Raw genomic sequence first — 15,938 nt, forward strand, 5'->3', positions numbered from 1 at the left:
TCTGAAAGCGAGTAGAATCAATGTCATGCACCTTGTCCAGAAATTTAAACCGGACAGCAGTGGGCTTGTCCCGAGGATCTACCGTGGCTTAATCTGTCAGGACGGTAACAGCTTATCTTTTTTCTTATGGCAGATCCTCGGGACAAGCCCGAGGATGACGGCAGGATTACGCGCCTTTTTCTTCACAACGTTTCAGTTGAGCTCTGACAGACTCTAGCCCCCTTATTCCGGCATATGATAATCCAGAAACCTATCCTGCCGCACATCGAAGAGCTTGCCCGTCACATCCAATGCCGGATCGGCGAGCTTGACGATCTTCTCCGCCACCTCGCGCGGGTGCGGAAGCGTCTCGGGGTCTTCGCCCGGCATGGCCTGTGCGCGCATGGCTGTACGCGTCGCGCCGGGATTGACCGAATTGACGCGCAGCTTCATCTGCTTCGTTTCCTCGGCCCAGCTGCGCGCCAACACCTCGACAGCTGCTTTCGACGCCGCATAGGGCGCCCAGAAGGCGCGTGCCGAATGAGCGACACCGGATGAAAGCAGGATCGCGCGGCCAGCATCCGACTCTCGCAACAGCGGATCCATAGAGCGGATCAGCCGCCATGTAGAGGTGACGTTGACATTCATCACCTTCTCGAAGGTCTTCGCCTCGACATGCCCGATGGGCGAAAGCACGCCGAGAATACCCGCATTGGCGACCATGATATCGAGCTTGCCCCAGCGCTCATGGATCGAGCCGCCCAGCCGGTCGATGCCGGTCATGTCGGTAATATCCAGCGGTACCAGCGTGGCGCTGCCGCCAGCCAAGCGGATTTCATCGTCCAGTTCTTCCAGCCCGCCGGTAGTGCGGGCGACCGCGATAACATGCGCGCCGCGCTTCGCCAGTTCCAGGCTCAGGAAATAGCCGATGCCGCGCGATGCGCCGGTGACCAGCGCCAGGCGGCCGCTAAGATCGATAGTCATTTACAGAATCCCCCGTTTGTCGATTACCAAGCGCCCCGCCCATGCCGCGCATCGCGTCATTCTCGAGACAAGCCCAGGAATGACGACGGAAACAATCACCCATTGCTCGCCATCAGCGGCAAGGTGTGCACATTGTTGGGGCCGTCCTGGTCGACGAGGCGGGTGGGATAGTCGCCGGTGAAATAATGGTCGGTGAATTGGGGCGCTTGCGGATCACGCGGCTTGCCGCCCACGGCCCGGTAGAGCCCGTCGATGGAGAGGAATTCCAGCGAATCCGCGCCGATATAACGGCACATGGATTCCAGATCCTTGTGCTGGTTGGCGAGGAGCTTGTCCGCCTCGGGCGTGTCGATGCCGTAAAAATCCGGATGATAGATCATCGGGCTGGCCACGCGCATATGAACCTCGCGCGCACCGGCATCGCGGATCATCTGCACGATCTTGAGCGAGGTAGTGCCGCGCACGATGGAATCATCCACCAGCACCACGCGCTTGCCCTGGATTACCGCGCGGTTGGCGGAGTGCTTCAACTTTACGCCGAAGGCACGGATCGATTGCGTCGGCTCGATGAAGGTGCGCCCGACATAATGGTTTCTGATAATGCCGAGCTCGAACGGAATGCCGCTCTCCTGCGCATAGCCGATCGCCGCGGGTGTACCACCATCGGGCACGGGTACCACCACATCGGCGGCAACGGGGGCCTCCTCGGCGAGGTTGATGCCCATGTTCTTGCGCACGGAATAGACGTTGCGCCCGCCGACGACCGAATCGGGCCGGGCGAAATAGACATATTCGAACAGGCAGAGGCGTTCCGGCTTCTGATTCTGCGGCTTGATCGACTCGGTCGTGATCGAGCCATCGGCCTGGATCTCGCAGATCACCACTTCGCCATTCTCGACGTCGCGGATATATTTCGCGCCGATGATGTCGAGCGCGCAGGTCTCCGAGCAGAAGATCGGCTTGCCGTCGAGCTCGCCCATGACAAGCGGGCGAATGCCGATGGGGTCGCGGGCGGCGATGAGCTTGGTGCGCGTCATGGCGAGCATGGAATAGCCGCCCTCGACATGCCTGATGGCGTCGACGAAGCGGTCGCTCGACGATGGGAAGCGCGAGCGGGCGATGAGGTGCAGCACCACTTCCGTGTCTGACGTGGACTGGCAGATCGCACCTGACGCGATGAGCTGGCGGCGCAGCGTCAGGCCGTTGGTGAAATTGCCATTATGGGCGATGGCGATGCCGCCAACTTCCAATTCCGCGAACAGCGGCTGCACATTGCGTAGCGCCACTTCGCCTGTCGTGGAATAGCGGGTATGGCCGATGGCGATGTAGCCGGGCAGCTTCGCCAAGGTCGCTGGATCCGTATAATGATCGCCGACGAGGCCCATGCGCTTTTCGGTATAGAATTGCTGCCCGTCATAGGAGACGATGCCGGCGGCTTCCTGCCCGCGATGCTGGAGCGCATGGAGCCCAAGCGCCGTCAGCGTGGCGGCGTCCCGGTGTCCCAGAATGCCGAAAACCCCGCACTCTTCATGCAAGGAGTCATCGTCCAAGGAAAAATGCGTCTCATTGCCGGAAAGATCGGTCATTGCCGCCTGGCCTTTCTATTGGGCATGTCCACGATATATGGGATCGCAGCGATCAAAATTCAAAACCGTGATCGGGTTGAGTTCTCCTGCCGCATGATCTTGTCCAAAAAGTTTTGGGATCATGCAATAAAGAAAGCGGGAGAATGATCAGCTCCCGCCCTTCACCGCGTCGTCTAGCACAAATGATGCGCTCGTTCAAAGCGCCACCATTGTCGCGCCGATCAAATTATTCCGCAGGCGCGTTATCCGCCGGCGCTTCCTGATTGCCGCCTTGTCCCGGCGCCGTGTCGCTCTTCGGAGTGATCTTGCTCGAAACGGTCGGCTCCACTTTCTCCACAAACCCCATCAGTTGCTGCCCCAGTGCATCGAGCAGAGGCTTGGACTTGGCCTCGGTAATCCAAGCCGGCTGAGCTCCGGCAACGAGCCAGTTGAAGAACAGCATCGCCACGACCACCAGCAGCACGCCGCGCGCAGCGCCGAAGACGAAGCCCAGCGTGCGGTCGAGCGCGCCGATGCGGCTGTCGATGATGAAATCGGCGATCTTCATGGTGATGATCGAGACGATGATCAGCGTGACGATGAAAACCGCGCCCACCGCCGCGATCTTGGCGATGGTTTCATTGCTGATATAGGGCTGCACCAGCGGCACGACCGGAGTGTAGAACAGATAGGCGACAATGGCCGCGATGGCCCAGGAGGCGACCGAAAGCACCTCGCGGGAAAATCCGCGCACCATGGCAAGCACAGCGGAAATGAGCGTGATCCCGAGAAGAATTCCGTCAAGCAGCGTAATCGGCATCTTGCCCACCTCGATCAAAGCGATTCCTATGGAACCGCTCTATTTCTTTATTTTTTCGCATTATGCAACGCCGGATGATTCCATGCGGCTGCAAACGCACTGCCTCGCCAGACATGATCGTTTACGGGAAATCTGTCAACTTTTAGCGATTGGGTTTCCAATGCGAGATTTGAAAGGCTGAAGAAGAACTATTCTCTTCCCCGCTTCCCCGGCCCCGATGCAGCAATGCGTGCGACGAGGTCCGGCAGGGATTGGGTCTCCGTCAGTTGGAAATTCAGCCCCTTCAGCAGTTCTCCGCTGCCGCCGGGCAATACCGCTTGGCGAAAGCCGAGTTTTTCCGCTTCTTTCAGCCGCTGCACCGCATGGGCGACGGGGCGGATGGCTCCGGAAAGGCTGGCTTCGCCGAAATAGACGCAGTCGGCGGGAAGCGGGAGACCGGCAATGGAGGATACCAGCGCCGCAGCGACGGCGATGTCGGCGGCGGGCTCGCTGATGCGGTAACCTCCAGCAACGTTGAGATAGACGTCGTGCTGGCCGAAGCGGACGCCGCAATGGGCTTCCAGCACGGCGAGGATCATCGAGAGGCGGTTGCCGTCCCATCCGACGACGGCGCGGCGCGGGGTGCCGAGCGTCGAGGGAGCGACCAGCGCCTGGATTTCGACGAGCACAGGCCGCGTGCCTTCCATCCCGGCGAAAACGGCGGCGCCGGGAGCTTTCTCGTTGCGCTCGCCGAGGAAGAGCTCGGAGGGGTTGGAGACCTCCCGCAAGCCCACATCCGACATTTCGAACACGCCGATCTCATCGGTCGGGCCGAAACGGTTCTTGACCGTGCGCAGGATGCGGTAGTGATGGCCGCCCTCGCCTTCGAAATAGAGCACCGCATCGACCATGTGTTCGACGACGCGGGGGCCTGCGATCTGCCCTTCCTTGGTGACATGACCGACGAGGACGACCGCCGCACCCGTCTGCTTGGCGAAGCGGATCATCGCCTGCGCCCCGGCGCGCACCTGCGTGACCGTGCCGGGGGCGGAATCGGCCATGTCGGTCCAGAGCGTCTGGATGGAGTCGATGATGACGAGATCCGGGCGGCGGGCTATCGAGATCGTCGCCAGAATGTCCTCGACATTGGTTTCGGCGGCGAGTTCCACCGACGTGTCGGCGGCCTGCAATCGCTGCGCGCGCAGGCGAATCTGCGCAACCGCCTCCTCGCCCGAGACGTAGACAATGCGGTTGCCGCGCCGCGCGAGCGCTGCGGCGGCCTGCGTCAGGAGCGTCGATTTGCCGATGCCGGGGTCGCCGCCGACCAGCAACGCCGAGCCGCGCACGAAGCCGCCGCCCGTCACCCGATCAAGCTCCGCAATGCCGGACTGGATACGCGGCGCGTCCTCAATATCGCCCGAAAGAGTGGTCAGCGCCACCGCGCGGCCCTTGCGCGGCGCCTTGCCCGGCCCGCCGCCAATGCCGCCTGAGGTGCCTTCCTCGATAAGCGTGTTCCACTCGCCGCAGGCATCGCACTTGCCCGCCCAGCGGGTGTGAACGGTGCCGCAATTCTGGCAGATGAATTGGATTCGGGATTTAGCCATGCGATCTGTTCGCTTTTAGATGGAGACGCTGGCAGGACAGAGGGGGGCGCCTAGAACCAACGGGGCCATTAGAGAGGTTTTCCCCCACCCACATACCGCCGGTGATACCGCCGCCCGAGATTGGTCAGCAGTTCATAGCCGACTGTGCCGGACGCGCGGGCCACATCGTCTATTACAATGTTCGGCCCGAAAAGCTCGATATGGCTGCCGGCGCGAATCTCATCGACCGGCACATCCGTCACGTCGAACGAAGTCAGGTCCATGGTGACACGACCGAGGACCGGGACCGCCCTGCCCGCGATAAAGCCATATGCGCCCGTCGCCACATTGCCACGCAGCGGAACGCCCGAGCCGGACGCGGAGCGCAGATAGCCATCGGCATAGCCGGTGGAGACGATGGCTATGCGCGTATCCCGGGTCAGGATCGCCGACGCGCCATAGCCCACCGGCTCGCCCTGCCGCGCATGGCGTATCTGCACGATCCGCGCTTCGGCGGTGGCGACCGGTTTCATGGGATTCGCCACCTCATTGACCGCCTCGCCGCCATAAAGCGCGATGCCGGGCCGGGTGAGATCAAACAGAAAATCACCGCCCATGAACACGCCCGCCGAATTGGCGAGGCTCGTTTCGATATCGCCAAAGGCGGCGCGGACCGCCTTGAAGGCTTCCAGTTGGCGGCGGTTCATTTCATGCGAGGGGCTGTCGCCGCAGGCGAGATGGCTCATCAGCAGCACTGGGCGCACGGATTTCGCTTGTCCGGCAAAGGCGATTGCCTCTTGCGGCGTCAGGCCCAGCCGGTTCATGCCGGTATCGACATGAATGGCGCAGGGCTTTCTTCTGCCATGCTTGGCCCAAATCGCGATTTCATGGTCGGAGCCGAGCACGGGAATCAGATCAGCGTCGGTGAAGGCCGGGGCAGCGTCATCGAAGAGGCCATTCAGCACGAAGATACGAGCGCGCGGCGCGGCATGGCGCACACGCAACCCCTCCTCCGGCAGCGCGACGAAAAACGTATCACAGCCCGCCTTGGCCAGCGCCGGAACCACTTCGGCGATCCCGCAACCATAGGCATCCGCCTTGACCACCGCCGCCGCCCTCCCGGGCCGCGAACGCGCGTCGAGCGTACGCCAATTATCGACGATGGCGTCCAGATCGATGATGAGCCTGCCGCCGGCCAGAAGCCGGTCCGCGCTGGTGACCAGCACCGGCTGTTCGACAGGAAGAGTGATCGGCTTATTCATAGCGCTCCGGCAGGTGGGATTCCTCGGCGAGATCCGTGAAGCGCGTGTACTCCGCCTGGAAGGCCAGCTTGACGGTGCCTGTCGGTCCGTGACGCTGCTTGGCGATGATCACCTCCGCCTTGCCGCGCCCGTCCTCCATCTCCGCCTGCCATTTGAAATACTCTTCCGTCCCCGGTTTTGGCTCTCGGTTTTTGATATAGTATTCCTCGCGAAACACAAACAGCACCACGTCGGCGTCCTGCTCGATGGAGCCCGATTCACGCAAGTCCGACAATTGCGGGCGCTTGTCGTCGCGGCTTTCCACCTGGCGCGAGAGCTGCGACAGCGCGATGATGGGCACATTCAGTTCCTTGCCCAGCGCCTTGAGGCCGGTGGTGATTTCCGTGATCTCCTGCACGCGGTTCTGCGCGGAAGCCTTGGACGAGCCGGTCATCAGCTGCACATAGTCGATGACCAGCACGTCGAGGCCGCGCTGGCGCTTCAGCCGCCGCGCGCGGGCGGCAAGCTGGGCGATGGAGATGCCGCCGGTCTGGTCGATATAGAGCGGGATCTTCTGCATCATATGCGAGCAGGCAACGAGCTTCTCGAAATCCGTCTCGGTGATCTCGCCGCGGCGGATTTTCGAGGAAGAAATCTCCGTCTGCTCGGAAATGATACGGGTGGCGAGCTGCTCGGACGACATTTCGAGCGAGAAGAAGCCGACCACCCCGCCATTGACCGCCTTGATGGAGCCGTCCGCCTGCTGCTCGCCCTGATAGGCGGCGGCGATGTTGAAGGCGATGTTGGTGGCAAGCGAGGTCTTTCCCATGCCGGGGCGTCCGGCGAGAATGATCAAGTCCGAGGGCTGCAAGCCGCCCATGCGCCCGTCGAGCGTGTGAATGCCGGTGGAGATACCGGAGAGATGCCCGTCGCGCATGAAGGCGGCGTTGGCCATGTCCACGGCGCTCTTGACCGCATCGTTGAAGGACTGGAAGCCGCCATCGTAACGGCCCGTCTCGGCCAGTTCGAACAGGCGGCGTTCCGCATCCTCGATCTGCGCTTGCGGGGCAACGTCCACCGGGGCGTCATAAGCGATGTTGACCATATCCTCGCCGATGCCGATCAGCGCGCGGCGCGTGGCCAGATCGTAGATCGCCCGGCCGTAATCTTCCGCGTTGATGATGGTCACGGCTTCCGTGGCAAGCCGCGCCACATATTGGAAGACCGTCATGTCGCCGACCTTTTCCTCCGCGGGGAGGAAGGTCTTCATGGTGATGGGATTGGCCGCCTTGCCCATGCGAATCAAATCGGAGGCGACTTCGAAGACCTTGCGATGCAGGGGCTCGTAGAAATGCGCGGGCTTCAGGAAATCCGAAACGCGATAGAACGCATCATTGTTGACGAGGATCGCGCCCAGCAGCGCCTGCTCCGCCTCGATATTGTTCGGCGCCTCGCGATAGAGCGCGCCGCGTCCACCACCGCCGCCTCGCGTCTCATCGATCTTGCGTACCGCCGCTTCTGCCATGATTCTCAAGCACCCCTGTTCTCTCTCACCGAGCTAGCGCCGGAATGCCCTGGAGGGCAATGCGCGACTCAAACCAATTCGTTGGAGAGCCGGAAGCTATACCATGATTCACAAGGATTCACAGTTTCGCGGGCGCAGGCGAATTGCGGGATTGACTCTGAAAAAATTGGGAGGGCCGCAAACCACCTGATCCAGCGGGAATCGCAATATCGAAGAGTTTAGTTCGTCTTCCCGCTCACGCCCGCCTGCTCGAAGGTGGCCATGCCGGTGTGGGTGAGCGCGGCGGCCTTGACGATGCCGGCGGCGAGCGCGGCGCCTGTTCCTTCGCCCAGCCGCATGTCGAGATCGAGCAGCGGCTTCTTGCCCATTTTTTCCAGCACTTTGCGATGGCCCGGCTCCGCCGAGACATGGGCGAAGAGGCAATGGTCCACCGACGCCGGGCTCGCCGCATGAAGCACTGCAGCCGCTGCGGTCGCGACATAGCCATCGACGATGACAGGCACCTTCTCCATCCGCGCGGCGAGAATCGCGCCCGCCATCGCGGCGATTTCGCGTCCGCCGAGGCGGCGCAGCAGTTCAAGCGTGTCTTTCAGATGGCTGCGATGGAGTTCCACCGCCGCCCGCACTGCCGCGACCTTGCGCTTCAGCCCGTCGCCGTTCGATCCCGTGCCGGGGCCGACCCATTCCTCCGCCGTGCCGCCATAAAGGCCATGGCAGATCGCTGCCGCGATGGTGGTGTTGCCGATGCCCATCTCGCCGATGCAAAGCAGATCCGTGCCGCCCGCAATCGCCTCCATGCCGAAGGCCATGGTCGCGGCGCAGGTCTTCTCGTCCATTGCCGCTTCCTCGGTGATGTCGCCGGTCGGGTATTCGAGCGCGAGGTCGAAGACCTTGAGGCCCAGATCATAGGCAATGCAGAGCTGGTTGATGGCCGCGCCGCCGGCGGCGAAATTCTCCACCATCTGCGCCGTCACGCTCGAAGGAAAAGGCGACACGCCCTTGGCGGTCACACCATGATTACCCGCGAAGACGGCGACGAGCGGCCGCGTCACCTGCGGCTGCGCCCTGCCCGTCCATGCGGCGAGCCAGACCGCGATTTCCTCCAGCCGCCCGAGCGAGCCGGCGGGCTTCGTCAGCACCGCATCGCGCTCGCGCACCGCCTGGGCCGCCCGTTCGTCCGGTCCCGGGAGGTTACGGATCAGTTCACGGAAATCGTCGAAAGGGAGGCCGGTCGTGGTCATTTCTGGGAATCCTGAAACTTGAAATCGTGCGCGTTCTATAAGCGCTTGGCCCCAAATTTCAAATGACGCTGCCGTTATATTTAGACGGCGATTGCAGCATCCATGATACGGAATTGCGTCGAGGCTGAGCCGTTCCAATGATTGAGCGAGAGATTACCCGCGACATGGATAGTCCGGCCCGATTGGCTCAGGAGAAAATCGCCAAGAGCGCTTCCAGCGGCGCGGAAGGCGATGGCGTTGATGCGCCTGCCATCAGCCCCAGCGAGCGTGGCGCGGACGTGATCCTTGCCAACGACGCTCGCCCCGGCCAGACGGTGATGCGGCAAGGCCAGCACGGGCTGCGGATGGCCGGAGCCGTAGGGACCGGCTTTTTCCAGCGCCTCATAAAGCGCGATCGTCGCGCCCGCCGCCGAAAGCGCACCGTCGATGGCGAGGCTGTGGTCGCCGCGCAGCTTCGCCACCGCTGCCCCTGCGACCTCTTCGAAATAGGCGCGCAAAGCCCCCAGCTTCTCGCGCTCCACCGTGATGCCCGCCGCCATGGCATGCCCGCCGCCCTTGACCAGCAGGCCTTTTTCCACCGCGCCACGCACGATGCGGCCAAGGTCGAAGCCGGTGATCGAGCGGCCGGAACCGGAGCCGACGCCATTCTGGTTGAAGGCGATGGCGAAGGCCGGACGGCGCGTGCGTTCCTTCAGCCGCGCCGCTATCAGCCCGACAATGCCCGGATGCCAGTCGTCGCTTGCCGTGACGACAATAGCCGGCCCCTCCCCGCCGCGCATTTCCATGGCGGCTTCGGCTTCCGCCTGGGCGAGCATCTGTATTTCCATCGCCTGGCGTTCCTGGTTGAGCCGGTCAAGCTCCTGCGCGATCCGCTCCGCCTCAACGGGATCATCGAGCGTCAAAAGCCGGCTGCCGAGCCCTGCATCGCCGATGCGCCCACCGGCATTGATGCGCGGGCCGATGAGGAAACCCAGATGAAAACTGTTGAGTGGCTCGCCGATGCGTGACACCCGCGCCAAGGCAGCCAGCCCGGCATTCTGCTGCGCACGCGCCACCAGCAGCCCCTTCACCACGAAGGCGCGGTTGACGCCCTTGAGAGGCACTACGTCGCAGATCGTCGCGAGCGCCACCAGATCGAGGAGACTTAAAAGGTCCGGCGCGCTGATCTCGCTCGCGATCCGCCGCTCGCGCAAGGTCCGAAGCACCTGAACCAGCGTCAGGAACACCACTCCGGCCGCGCATAAATGGCCCTGCCCCGAAATATCGTCCTCGCGATTGGGATTGACGATGGCGAAGGCTGCCTGCGGCAGGGCTCCGCCCACCTGATGGTGATCGAGTACGACCACATCGCTGCCCGCCTCCACAGCCGCCTCGATGGCGGTCGCGCTATTGGTGCCGCAATCGACGGTGACGATCAGCGTCGCGCCCTTTTCCGCCAGATCGCGCATGGCCTGTGGATTGGGCCCGTAGCCCTCAAAGATACGGTCAGGAATGTATATGGCATTTGCGATGCGGTATTGGGTGAGGAAGCGCGACAGCAGCGCCGCCGAACAGGCGCCGTCCACGTCATAATCCCCGAAGATCGCCACGCGCTCGCGTCTGGCGATGGCATCCGCAATTCGCCCTGCCGCCCGCTCCATATCGGTCAGGAATACGGGATCGGGCATCAGCGACTTGATGGTCGGCTCGATGAAGGAAGGCGCATCGTCGAGCGAGACGCCCCGCCCCGCCAGCACCCGCGCCACCAGATCCGGCATGCCATGGTTTTGCGCAATCGCCAGCGCGGTATTGGCCTCGCGCGGGCCCAGCCGGTCAACCCATCGTGATCCGGTAACGGACCGGCTGACGCCGAGGAAGAAACGTTCCTGAATAAGGGTGGCGGAGCTTGTCATGCTCCGTTCAAACATGTGAGGCGACATGGATGCAATGCCGCCTCATGGAATAATCCCCCGTTTTTTAGCGCATGATCTTATCCGAAAGTCTGCAACTCCAGGGATCGTGTTCTAAAACTTCGACATATCCTGATGGCGGGCCTTGATCTCGCGTACGGTCTGCGAGTGGGCGCGCATGACGATGGTGTGTGTCTGGATATAGTCGCGAGCGAATTTCACGCCGGAAAGCATGTTGCCATCGGTGACGCCGGTCGCGGCGAAGAGCACGTCGCCCTTGGCCATTTCCTCCATCGTATAGACCTTCTTCGGGTCGGAAATTCCCATCTTGGCGGCGCGGGCGATCTTCTCGTCGGTATTGAGCTGCAGCCGCCCCTGCATCTGGCCGCCGATGCAGCGCAGCGCCGCCGCCGCAAGCACGCCTTCCGGAGCGCCGCCGATGCCAAGATAGATGTCGATGCCGGTCTCATTGGGATTGGTCGTGTGGATCACGCCCGCCACGTCGCCGTCGCCGATCAACCGGATCGCCGCGCCCGTGGCGCGGACTTCCTCGATCAGGCGCGCATGGCGCGGGCGGTCCATGATGCAGGCGGTGATTTCATTGACAGGAACACCCTTCGCCTTGGCGATGGCGTGGATATTGTCTGTCGGAGAAGCATCGATATCGACCACGCCCGCCGGGTAGCCGGGACCGACGGCGATCTTTTCCATATAGACATCAGGCGCGTAGAGCAGATTGCCTTTTTCGGCGATGGCGATCACCGCCAGCGAATTGGGCAGGTTCTTGGCGCAGATCGTCGTGCCTTCCAGAGGATCGAGCGCGATATCGACCGCCGATCCCTCGCCGGTGCCGACTTCCTCACCGATATAGAGCATCGGCGCCTCGTCGCGTTCGCCCTCGCCGATGACCACGGTGCCGTTGATCGGCAGGCGGTTCAGTTCCTGGCGCATGGCGTCCACCGCCGCCTGGTCTGCCGCCTTCTCGTCGCCGCGCCCGCGAAGCCGTGCCGCAGCCACCGCTGCGCGCTCCGTCACGCGCACCAGTTCGAGCGTCAGGATGCGGTCGAGGCCATGCGAGGTCTGCTCTTCGGTTTTTACCATAACGGAAAGTCCTATCTGGATGTGGTAGCTGCAGGTTCCCCCATAGGAGACCTATACCCGAGTTTTGCAAACCTTTTGTCAAAGGCCCCTCCTCCCTGCAAGAGCCTCAGAACAAAAAATGTTGCAGGTTCAAATACTTAATCGATTTAGTGTTCGTCAGCGCCGCCGATGCTGGCAAAGAAGGCGTCCGGGCTGTCGATTTCAACCAGTCTTTTCCTTTCGATCAGCCAGAAACGATTGCCGACATTGCGCACGAAGCTGCGGTCATGGAAAACGATCAAGCTGGTCGCTTCGTTGCACAGAAGTTCGACTTCAAGCGCTTCCTGCCATCGATGTGGAGATGGTTCGTGGGCTCGTCCAGAATGTAGAAATTCGGATTGGTTAGCCGCAGCAGCAGCATGGCAAGCCGCGCCTTCTTTCCGCCGGATAGGCGCTCGACCGGTTTTGCCTGCATTTCCAACGTCATGCCCGCGCCGGCCAGCAGGGATCGCGCGCGCTGGTCGCCGATATCGAAGCGGCGATTAATCGTCTCGAAGGGCGTCCAGTCTAGGCAAAGCTTCGAAAGGGCCTGATCGCTGTAACCGAGCACAAGCGATGGTGTCGTCTTGACGGTCGCCGGCACGATGCAAAAAATGCAATCCTGATCGCGCGTCCGACGCCGAGCCGAAAAGGTAGGCTGTCCTCTCAGAGATATGCCGATCGCCCTCTGTGGTTCGATAGGTTTGTCGTGAGGGCTGCCGTCGATTACCGCCGCGCCACGCAGCGCCAGTTCCAATCGCGCTCGGGGCCGATATCCACATGCACGGAATCTGTATGGCAATAGGTGCCTACGCCGCCGCGGCCGGGCAATTTCCGCACGAAATTGGCGATTTCCCATTTCGACACGCCCTGCACCACGATATCCGCCGCCTCGCAGAGCATGTGCCGGGAACGCGGCGCGCCACGCACAAGGCGGTTATAGGATGGGCTGCGGTAGCCCGAGGTGATCATGACGGGCCGGCGGAAATGCTGTTCCACCGTCTTCAATATGGTGAGAAGCTTTGGCTTGAGGCAGGCGGTTTCCACCGATGCGCGCTGTTTTTCAAGCCCGCGCGGCAAGAGACGGCCAAGCCCGCCGGCGGAGGCGAGTTGAACGGGGAATGAGCCGTCCTCCTCGTTCGCGTCGATGTCACCGTCATCATCCAGGCTTCTGCGGCGTTTGATCTCCAGGCCGAGATTTTCCCGTACGCCCGGCAGGGCATAATTATAGTCGCGCGTGGATTTCTTCGGCGCTTCCAGCCTTTTTTCGCGCTTCTTCGAGGGATTGTCGACAAAGAGGCGCATGACGGAGCCGTCTTCCACCGAATCGACCGCTGGGGTGGCCAGTTCCATGGGGCGCGCCGCGCCGGTGTAGGCGACCATCTGCACGCCCTTGGGCGGCGATTGCGTCGTTTCCTCCGCCTTGCCGGTTTCGTCATCGGCTTTCGCGACAGCAGGCAAGGGCGCGGGGACGGGGATGGCGGAGGAACTCGCGTTTTCGGCCGAAGCCGCCTGCGCCGCTGCTACGGTCGGGCCCTGCAAAAGATTCTGCGCGGCGGGATTCGCAGGCGTGGTAGCGGCCATGGCCAGCACCGGAGCGCCCTCGACGGTCGTGGGCGTGGTGGACGCGGCTTCAGCCGTCGTGCCTTGCGATTGCGCCGCGGCGCTGGCAAGAGTTTCCGCGACAAGGCTGCCGCCCTGCTGGGATACGCCGGAGCCGGTGGTGCAAGCGGCAACCGAAATCGCCAGCGTCGCAACCGCCCACACAAAATGGCGGCCCTTGCCGGCCCCCGTGCTTTTTTTCAGTCCTCTCAACGCATCCCCCGGCTTTTATTTCCGGGCGGCTGGACCGATCCGGACGGGTTGTTTTTTGAGGGCAAAAACCCTTTCGACTCTGCTTCGCATGATCTTTGTCGCGTCATGCGTGATTCCGAAAACCTGAACCGATTCCCGGATTTCCATGCTTCACGAGGAGGCAAATTATCGGGGTTATTAACGGTTTTTAAATCAGTTCGCAACCTGCCGGGGAAAGGTGCGGTTGCTGACAGCAAGGAACTCAAGACGATCCGGCATTCTTTGGCTCATATTCTCATCCGCACATAAGCCCCAGGCGCATCATCGATAATATCCGGATCGCCTTCCATAAAATGGCGCGGGCCTGCTTTCTCCTGGCTCCGCGCGCCGATCCATTCCTGCCAGTGCGGCCACCACGATCCGGGGTGTTCTTCGGCCTTCCCAAACCAGTCGTCATAGGCCCCTTCAGGCTTTTCCCCTGTCCAATACTGATACTTCCGCCGCTCGGGCGGGTTGACGACGCCGGCGATGTGGCCGGAGCCGGCGAGGACGAAGGTGACGTCGCCGCCGAAGCATTGGCTGCCCGTGAAGACCGAGAGCGCGGGTGAGATGTGGTCGTCCCGGGCGGCGAGGCTGTAGAGGGGGATGTCTATGTCGGCAAGCGAAAGCTTGTGTCCCGCCAGTTCCATCTCGCCGCGCGAGAGGCGGTTTTCCAGATAGCAGTTGCGGAGGTAGAAGGAATGGTTGGCCGCGCTCATGCGGGTCGCGTCGGCATTCCAGTAAAGAAGATCGAAGGGGACGGGTCCCTTGCCTTTCATGTAATTGTTAACGACATAAGGCCATATGAGATCACTTGACCTCAACATATTGAAAACGCTAAGCATTTTCGTTCCATCTAGATAGCCGTTCTTGCGCATGGCCTCTTCCAGCGCGCGCACCTGCTCCTCATCGACAAAGACCTTTAGATCTCCCGCATGCTCGAAGTCCACCTGCGTTGTCAGCAGCGACGCGGTGCGGATGCGGTTATCGCCTCGCTTCGCCATCAGGGCGAGCGCAGCCGAAAGCAGCGTGCCGCCGACGCAATAGCCGATGGCGTTGATCGCTTGCTCGCCGGTTCGCCTTTCGATCGCGTCGAGCGCGAAAAGGACGCCTTCTTCGATATAGGCGTCCCAGTCCTTGTGCGCGTGGCGCGCATCGGGATTGACCCAGGAGATGACGAACACCGTATGGCCCTGCTCCACCAGCCAGCGGATGAAGGACTTTTCCGGCGTCAGGTCGAGAATATAATATTTGTTGATCCAGGGCGGGCAGATGAGGAGAGGGCGCTTGAACACCTCGTCCGTGGCAGGCGCATATTGAATGATTTCCGCCAGCTCGTTGCGCGCCACCACCTTGCCCGGCGTCACCGCAACGTTCTCGCCCAGCCGGAAATGGCCGTGATCCGCCTGGCGCAGCCGCAGATCGCCATTGCCGGCGATGATATCCTCGGTCAGCATTCGCATGCCGTTGACGAGGTTCATGCCGCTGGAGGCGACCGTTTCCTTGAAGAGCTCCGGATTGGTGAAGACAAAATTGGCGGGCGAGGCAGCGCTGACGAACTGGCGCACATAGAACGCCGCCTTGCGCTTCGTGTGTTCGTCCAGCCCTTCGGTCTTTTCGACGAGGTCGGCGGCCCATTTGCCGGTGACGAGCCAGGCCTGTTTCAGGAAATCGAAGAAGGCGTTCCGTGACCAGTCCTCGTCCTGAAAGCGCTTGTCGCGGGGATCGGGCGTGGCGACGGGCTCGACGGTTTCGCCCGCCATGCGCCGGATCGAATTTGTCCAGAGGGTGAGGAACGTGGAGAAGAGGAGCGTCTGAGCTTCGAGCGTTCTCGCCGGGTCGGCGAGCCAATATTCAGAGAGCTTCGAAAGCGTCCTTACCATATCGCCCAGCGGCTCGCCGGGGTCGTCGCTGCGCAAGCCGTTTTCGCGCGGCTCGATCCAGGCGGAGGCGGCTTTTCCCGCCTGCTCCACCATGCGCGCGAGATTGAGCGTGAAGCCGCCGAAATCCTTGATCATATATTCATTGAAGGCAAATGCGTCAGCCGAATGATTGTCGCCGCGATTCCCGGTATCAGCCATGACGTCCCACTTCCTCAGACCCCTCTTATTGACATAGTATGTTGAGTTGCGGATACCGATTCAACACTGAAAAATTAGGCCGCCATCGTTACAGGGGTA

Annotated in this window: 12 protein-coding genes and 1 pseudogene; 1 reads left to right on the forward strand and 12 read right to left on the reverse strand. The window is 61.9% G+C overall.

Annotated elements, in window-relative coordinates; translation table 11 throughout:
• Window positions 1–222: 222 nt before the first annotated feature.
• The 11 genes and pseudogenes from IEX53_RS21210 to IEX53_RS21260 all read right to left on the reverse strand — a co-directional run bounded on the left by IEX53_RS21210 (window position 223) and on the right by IEX53_RS21260 (window position 13,692).
• Window positions 223–963 carry an SDR family NAD(P)-dependent oxidoreductase gene (locus tag IEX53_RS21210; protein ID WP_188826182.1) on the reverse strand — a complete coding sequence of 247 codons (741 nt, stop codon included), beginning with the start codon at window positions 961–963 and terminating at the stop codon, window positions 223–225.
• Between the two features lie 95 nt (window positions 964–1,058).
• A complete protein-coding gene (gene purF / locus IEX53_RS21215; protein WP_188826183.1) occupies window positions 1,059–2,549 on the reverse strand; it encodes an amidophosphoribosyltransferase in 1,491 nt (496 codons plus the stop codon).
• A gap of 226 nt (window positions 2,550–2,775) precedes the next feature.
• The gene (locus IEX53_RS21220) at window positions 2,776–3,348 is read right to left on the reverse strand and encodes a CvpA family protein (protein WP_188826184.1); all 573 of its coding nucleotides are present in this window, start codon (window positions 3,346–3,348) and stop codon (window positions 2,776–2,778) included.
• Window positions 3,349–3,536: 188 nt separating this feature from the next.
• Entirely contained in the window at window positions 3,537–4,931 is a 1,395-nt protein-coding gene (radA, locus tag IEX53_RS21225) for a DNA repair protein RadA (RefSeq protein ID WP_188826185.1), read from the reverse strand.
• Between the two features lie 68 nt (window positions 4,932–4,999).
• On the reverse strand, window positions 5,000–6,172 hold the full coding sequence (alr, locus tag IEX53_RS21230; protein ID WP_188826186.1) for an alanine racemase: 1,173 nt from the start codon (window positions 6,170–6,172) through the stop codon (window positions 5,000–5,002).
• A complete protein-coding gene (locus IEX53_RS21235; protein WP_188826187.1) occupies window positions 6,165–7,676 on the reverse strand; it encodes a replicative DNA helicase in 1,512 nt (503 codons plus the stop codon). The genes alr and IEX53_RS21235 overlap by 8 nt, the downstream gene beginning before the upstream one ends.
• A gap of 218 nt (window positions 7,677–7,894) precedes the next feature.
• The gene (gene cobT / locus IEX53_RS21240; RefSeq protein WP_188826188.1) at window positions 7,895–8,917 is read right to left on the reverse strand and encodes a nicotinate-nucleotide--dimethylbenzimidazole phosphoribosyltransferase; all 1,023 of its coding nucleotides are present in this window, start codon (window positions 8,915–8,917) and stop codon (window positions 7,895–7,897) included.
• Window positions 8,918–8,997: 80 nt separating this feature from the next.
• Complete coding sequence (gene recJ / locus IEX53_RS21245; RefSeq protein ID WP_188826189.1) at window positions 8,998–10,809, reverse strand: single-stranded-DNA-specific exonuclease RecJ; 1,812 nt, start codon at window positions 10,807–10,809, stop codon at window positions 8,998–9,000.
• Window positions 10,810–10,920: 111 nt separating this feature from the next.
• The gene (gene glpX / locus IEX53_RS21250; protein ID WP_188826190.1) at window positions 10,921–11,907 is read right to left on the reverse strand and encodes a class II fructose-bisphosphatase; all 987 of its coding nucleotides are present in this window, start codon (window positions 11,905–11,907) and stop codon (window positions 10,921–10,923) included.
• Window positions 11,908–12,053: 146 nt separating this feature from the next.
• Window positions 12,054–12,523: pseudogene (locus IEX53_RS21255) on the reverse strand (ATP-binding cassette domain-containing protein); the annotation flags it as partial.
• Between the two features lie 128 nt (window positions 12,524–12,651).
• The gene (locus tag IEX53_RS21260) at window positions 12,652–13,692 is read right to left on the reverse strand and encodes a YcbK family protein (RefSeq protein ID WP_236016312.1); all 1,041 of its coding nucleotides are present in this window, start codon (window positions 13,690–13,692) and stop codon (window positions 12,652–12,654) included.
• Window positions 13,693–13,695: 3 nt separating this feature from the next.
• Here IEX53_RS21260 and IEX53_RS21265 point away from each other — a divergent pair, with 3 nt between their 5' ends.
• Complete coding sequence (locus IEX53_RS21265) at window positions 13,696–14,028, forward strand: hypothetical protein (protein ID WP_188826211.1); 333 nt, start codon at window positions 13,696–13,698, stop codon at window positions 14,026–14,028.
• On the opposite strand, the gene IEX53_RS21270 is transcribed toward IEX53_RS21265, so the two are convergent.
• Window positions 14,007–15,839, reverse strand: coding sequence for a PHA/PHB synthase family protein (locus IEX53_RS21270; RefSeq protein ID WP_188826191.1), 1,833 nt, complete (start codon window positions 15,837–15,839; stop codon window positions 14,007–14,009). The two genes, IEX53_RS21265 and IEX53_RS21270, sit on opposite strands and share 22 nt — an antisense overlap.
• Window positions 15,840–15,938: the final 99 nt, after the last annotated feature.

The sequence above is a fragment of the Paramesorhizobium endophyticum genome (genome assembly GCF_014640615.1).
In the GTDB taxonomy this organism is placed as follows: domain Bacteria; phylum Pseudomonadota; class Alphaproteobacteria; order Rhizobiales; family Rhizobiaceae; genus Paramesorhizobium; species Paramesorhizobium endophyticum.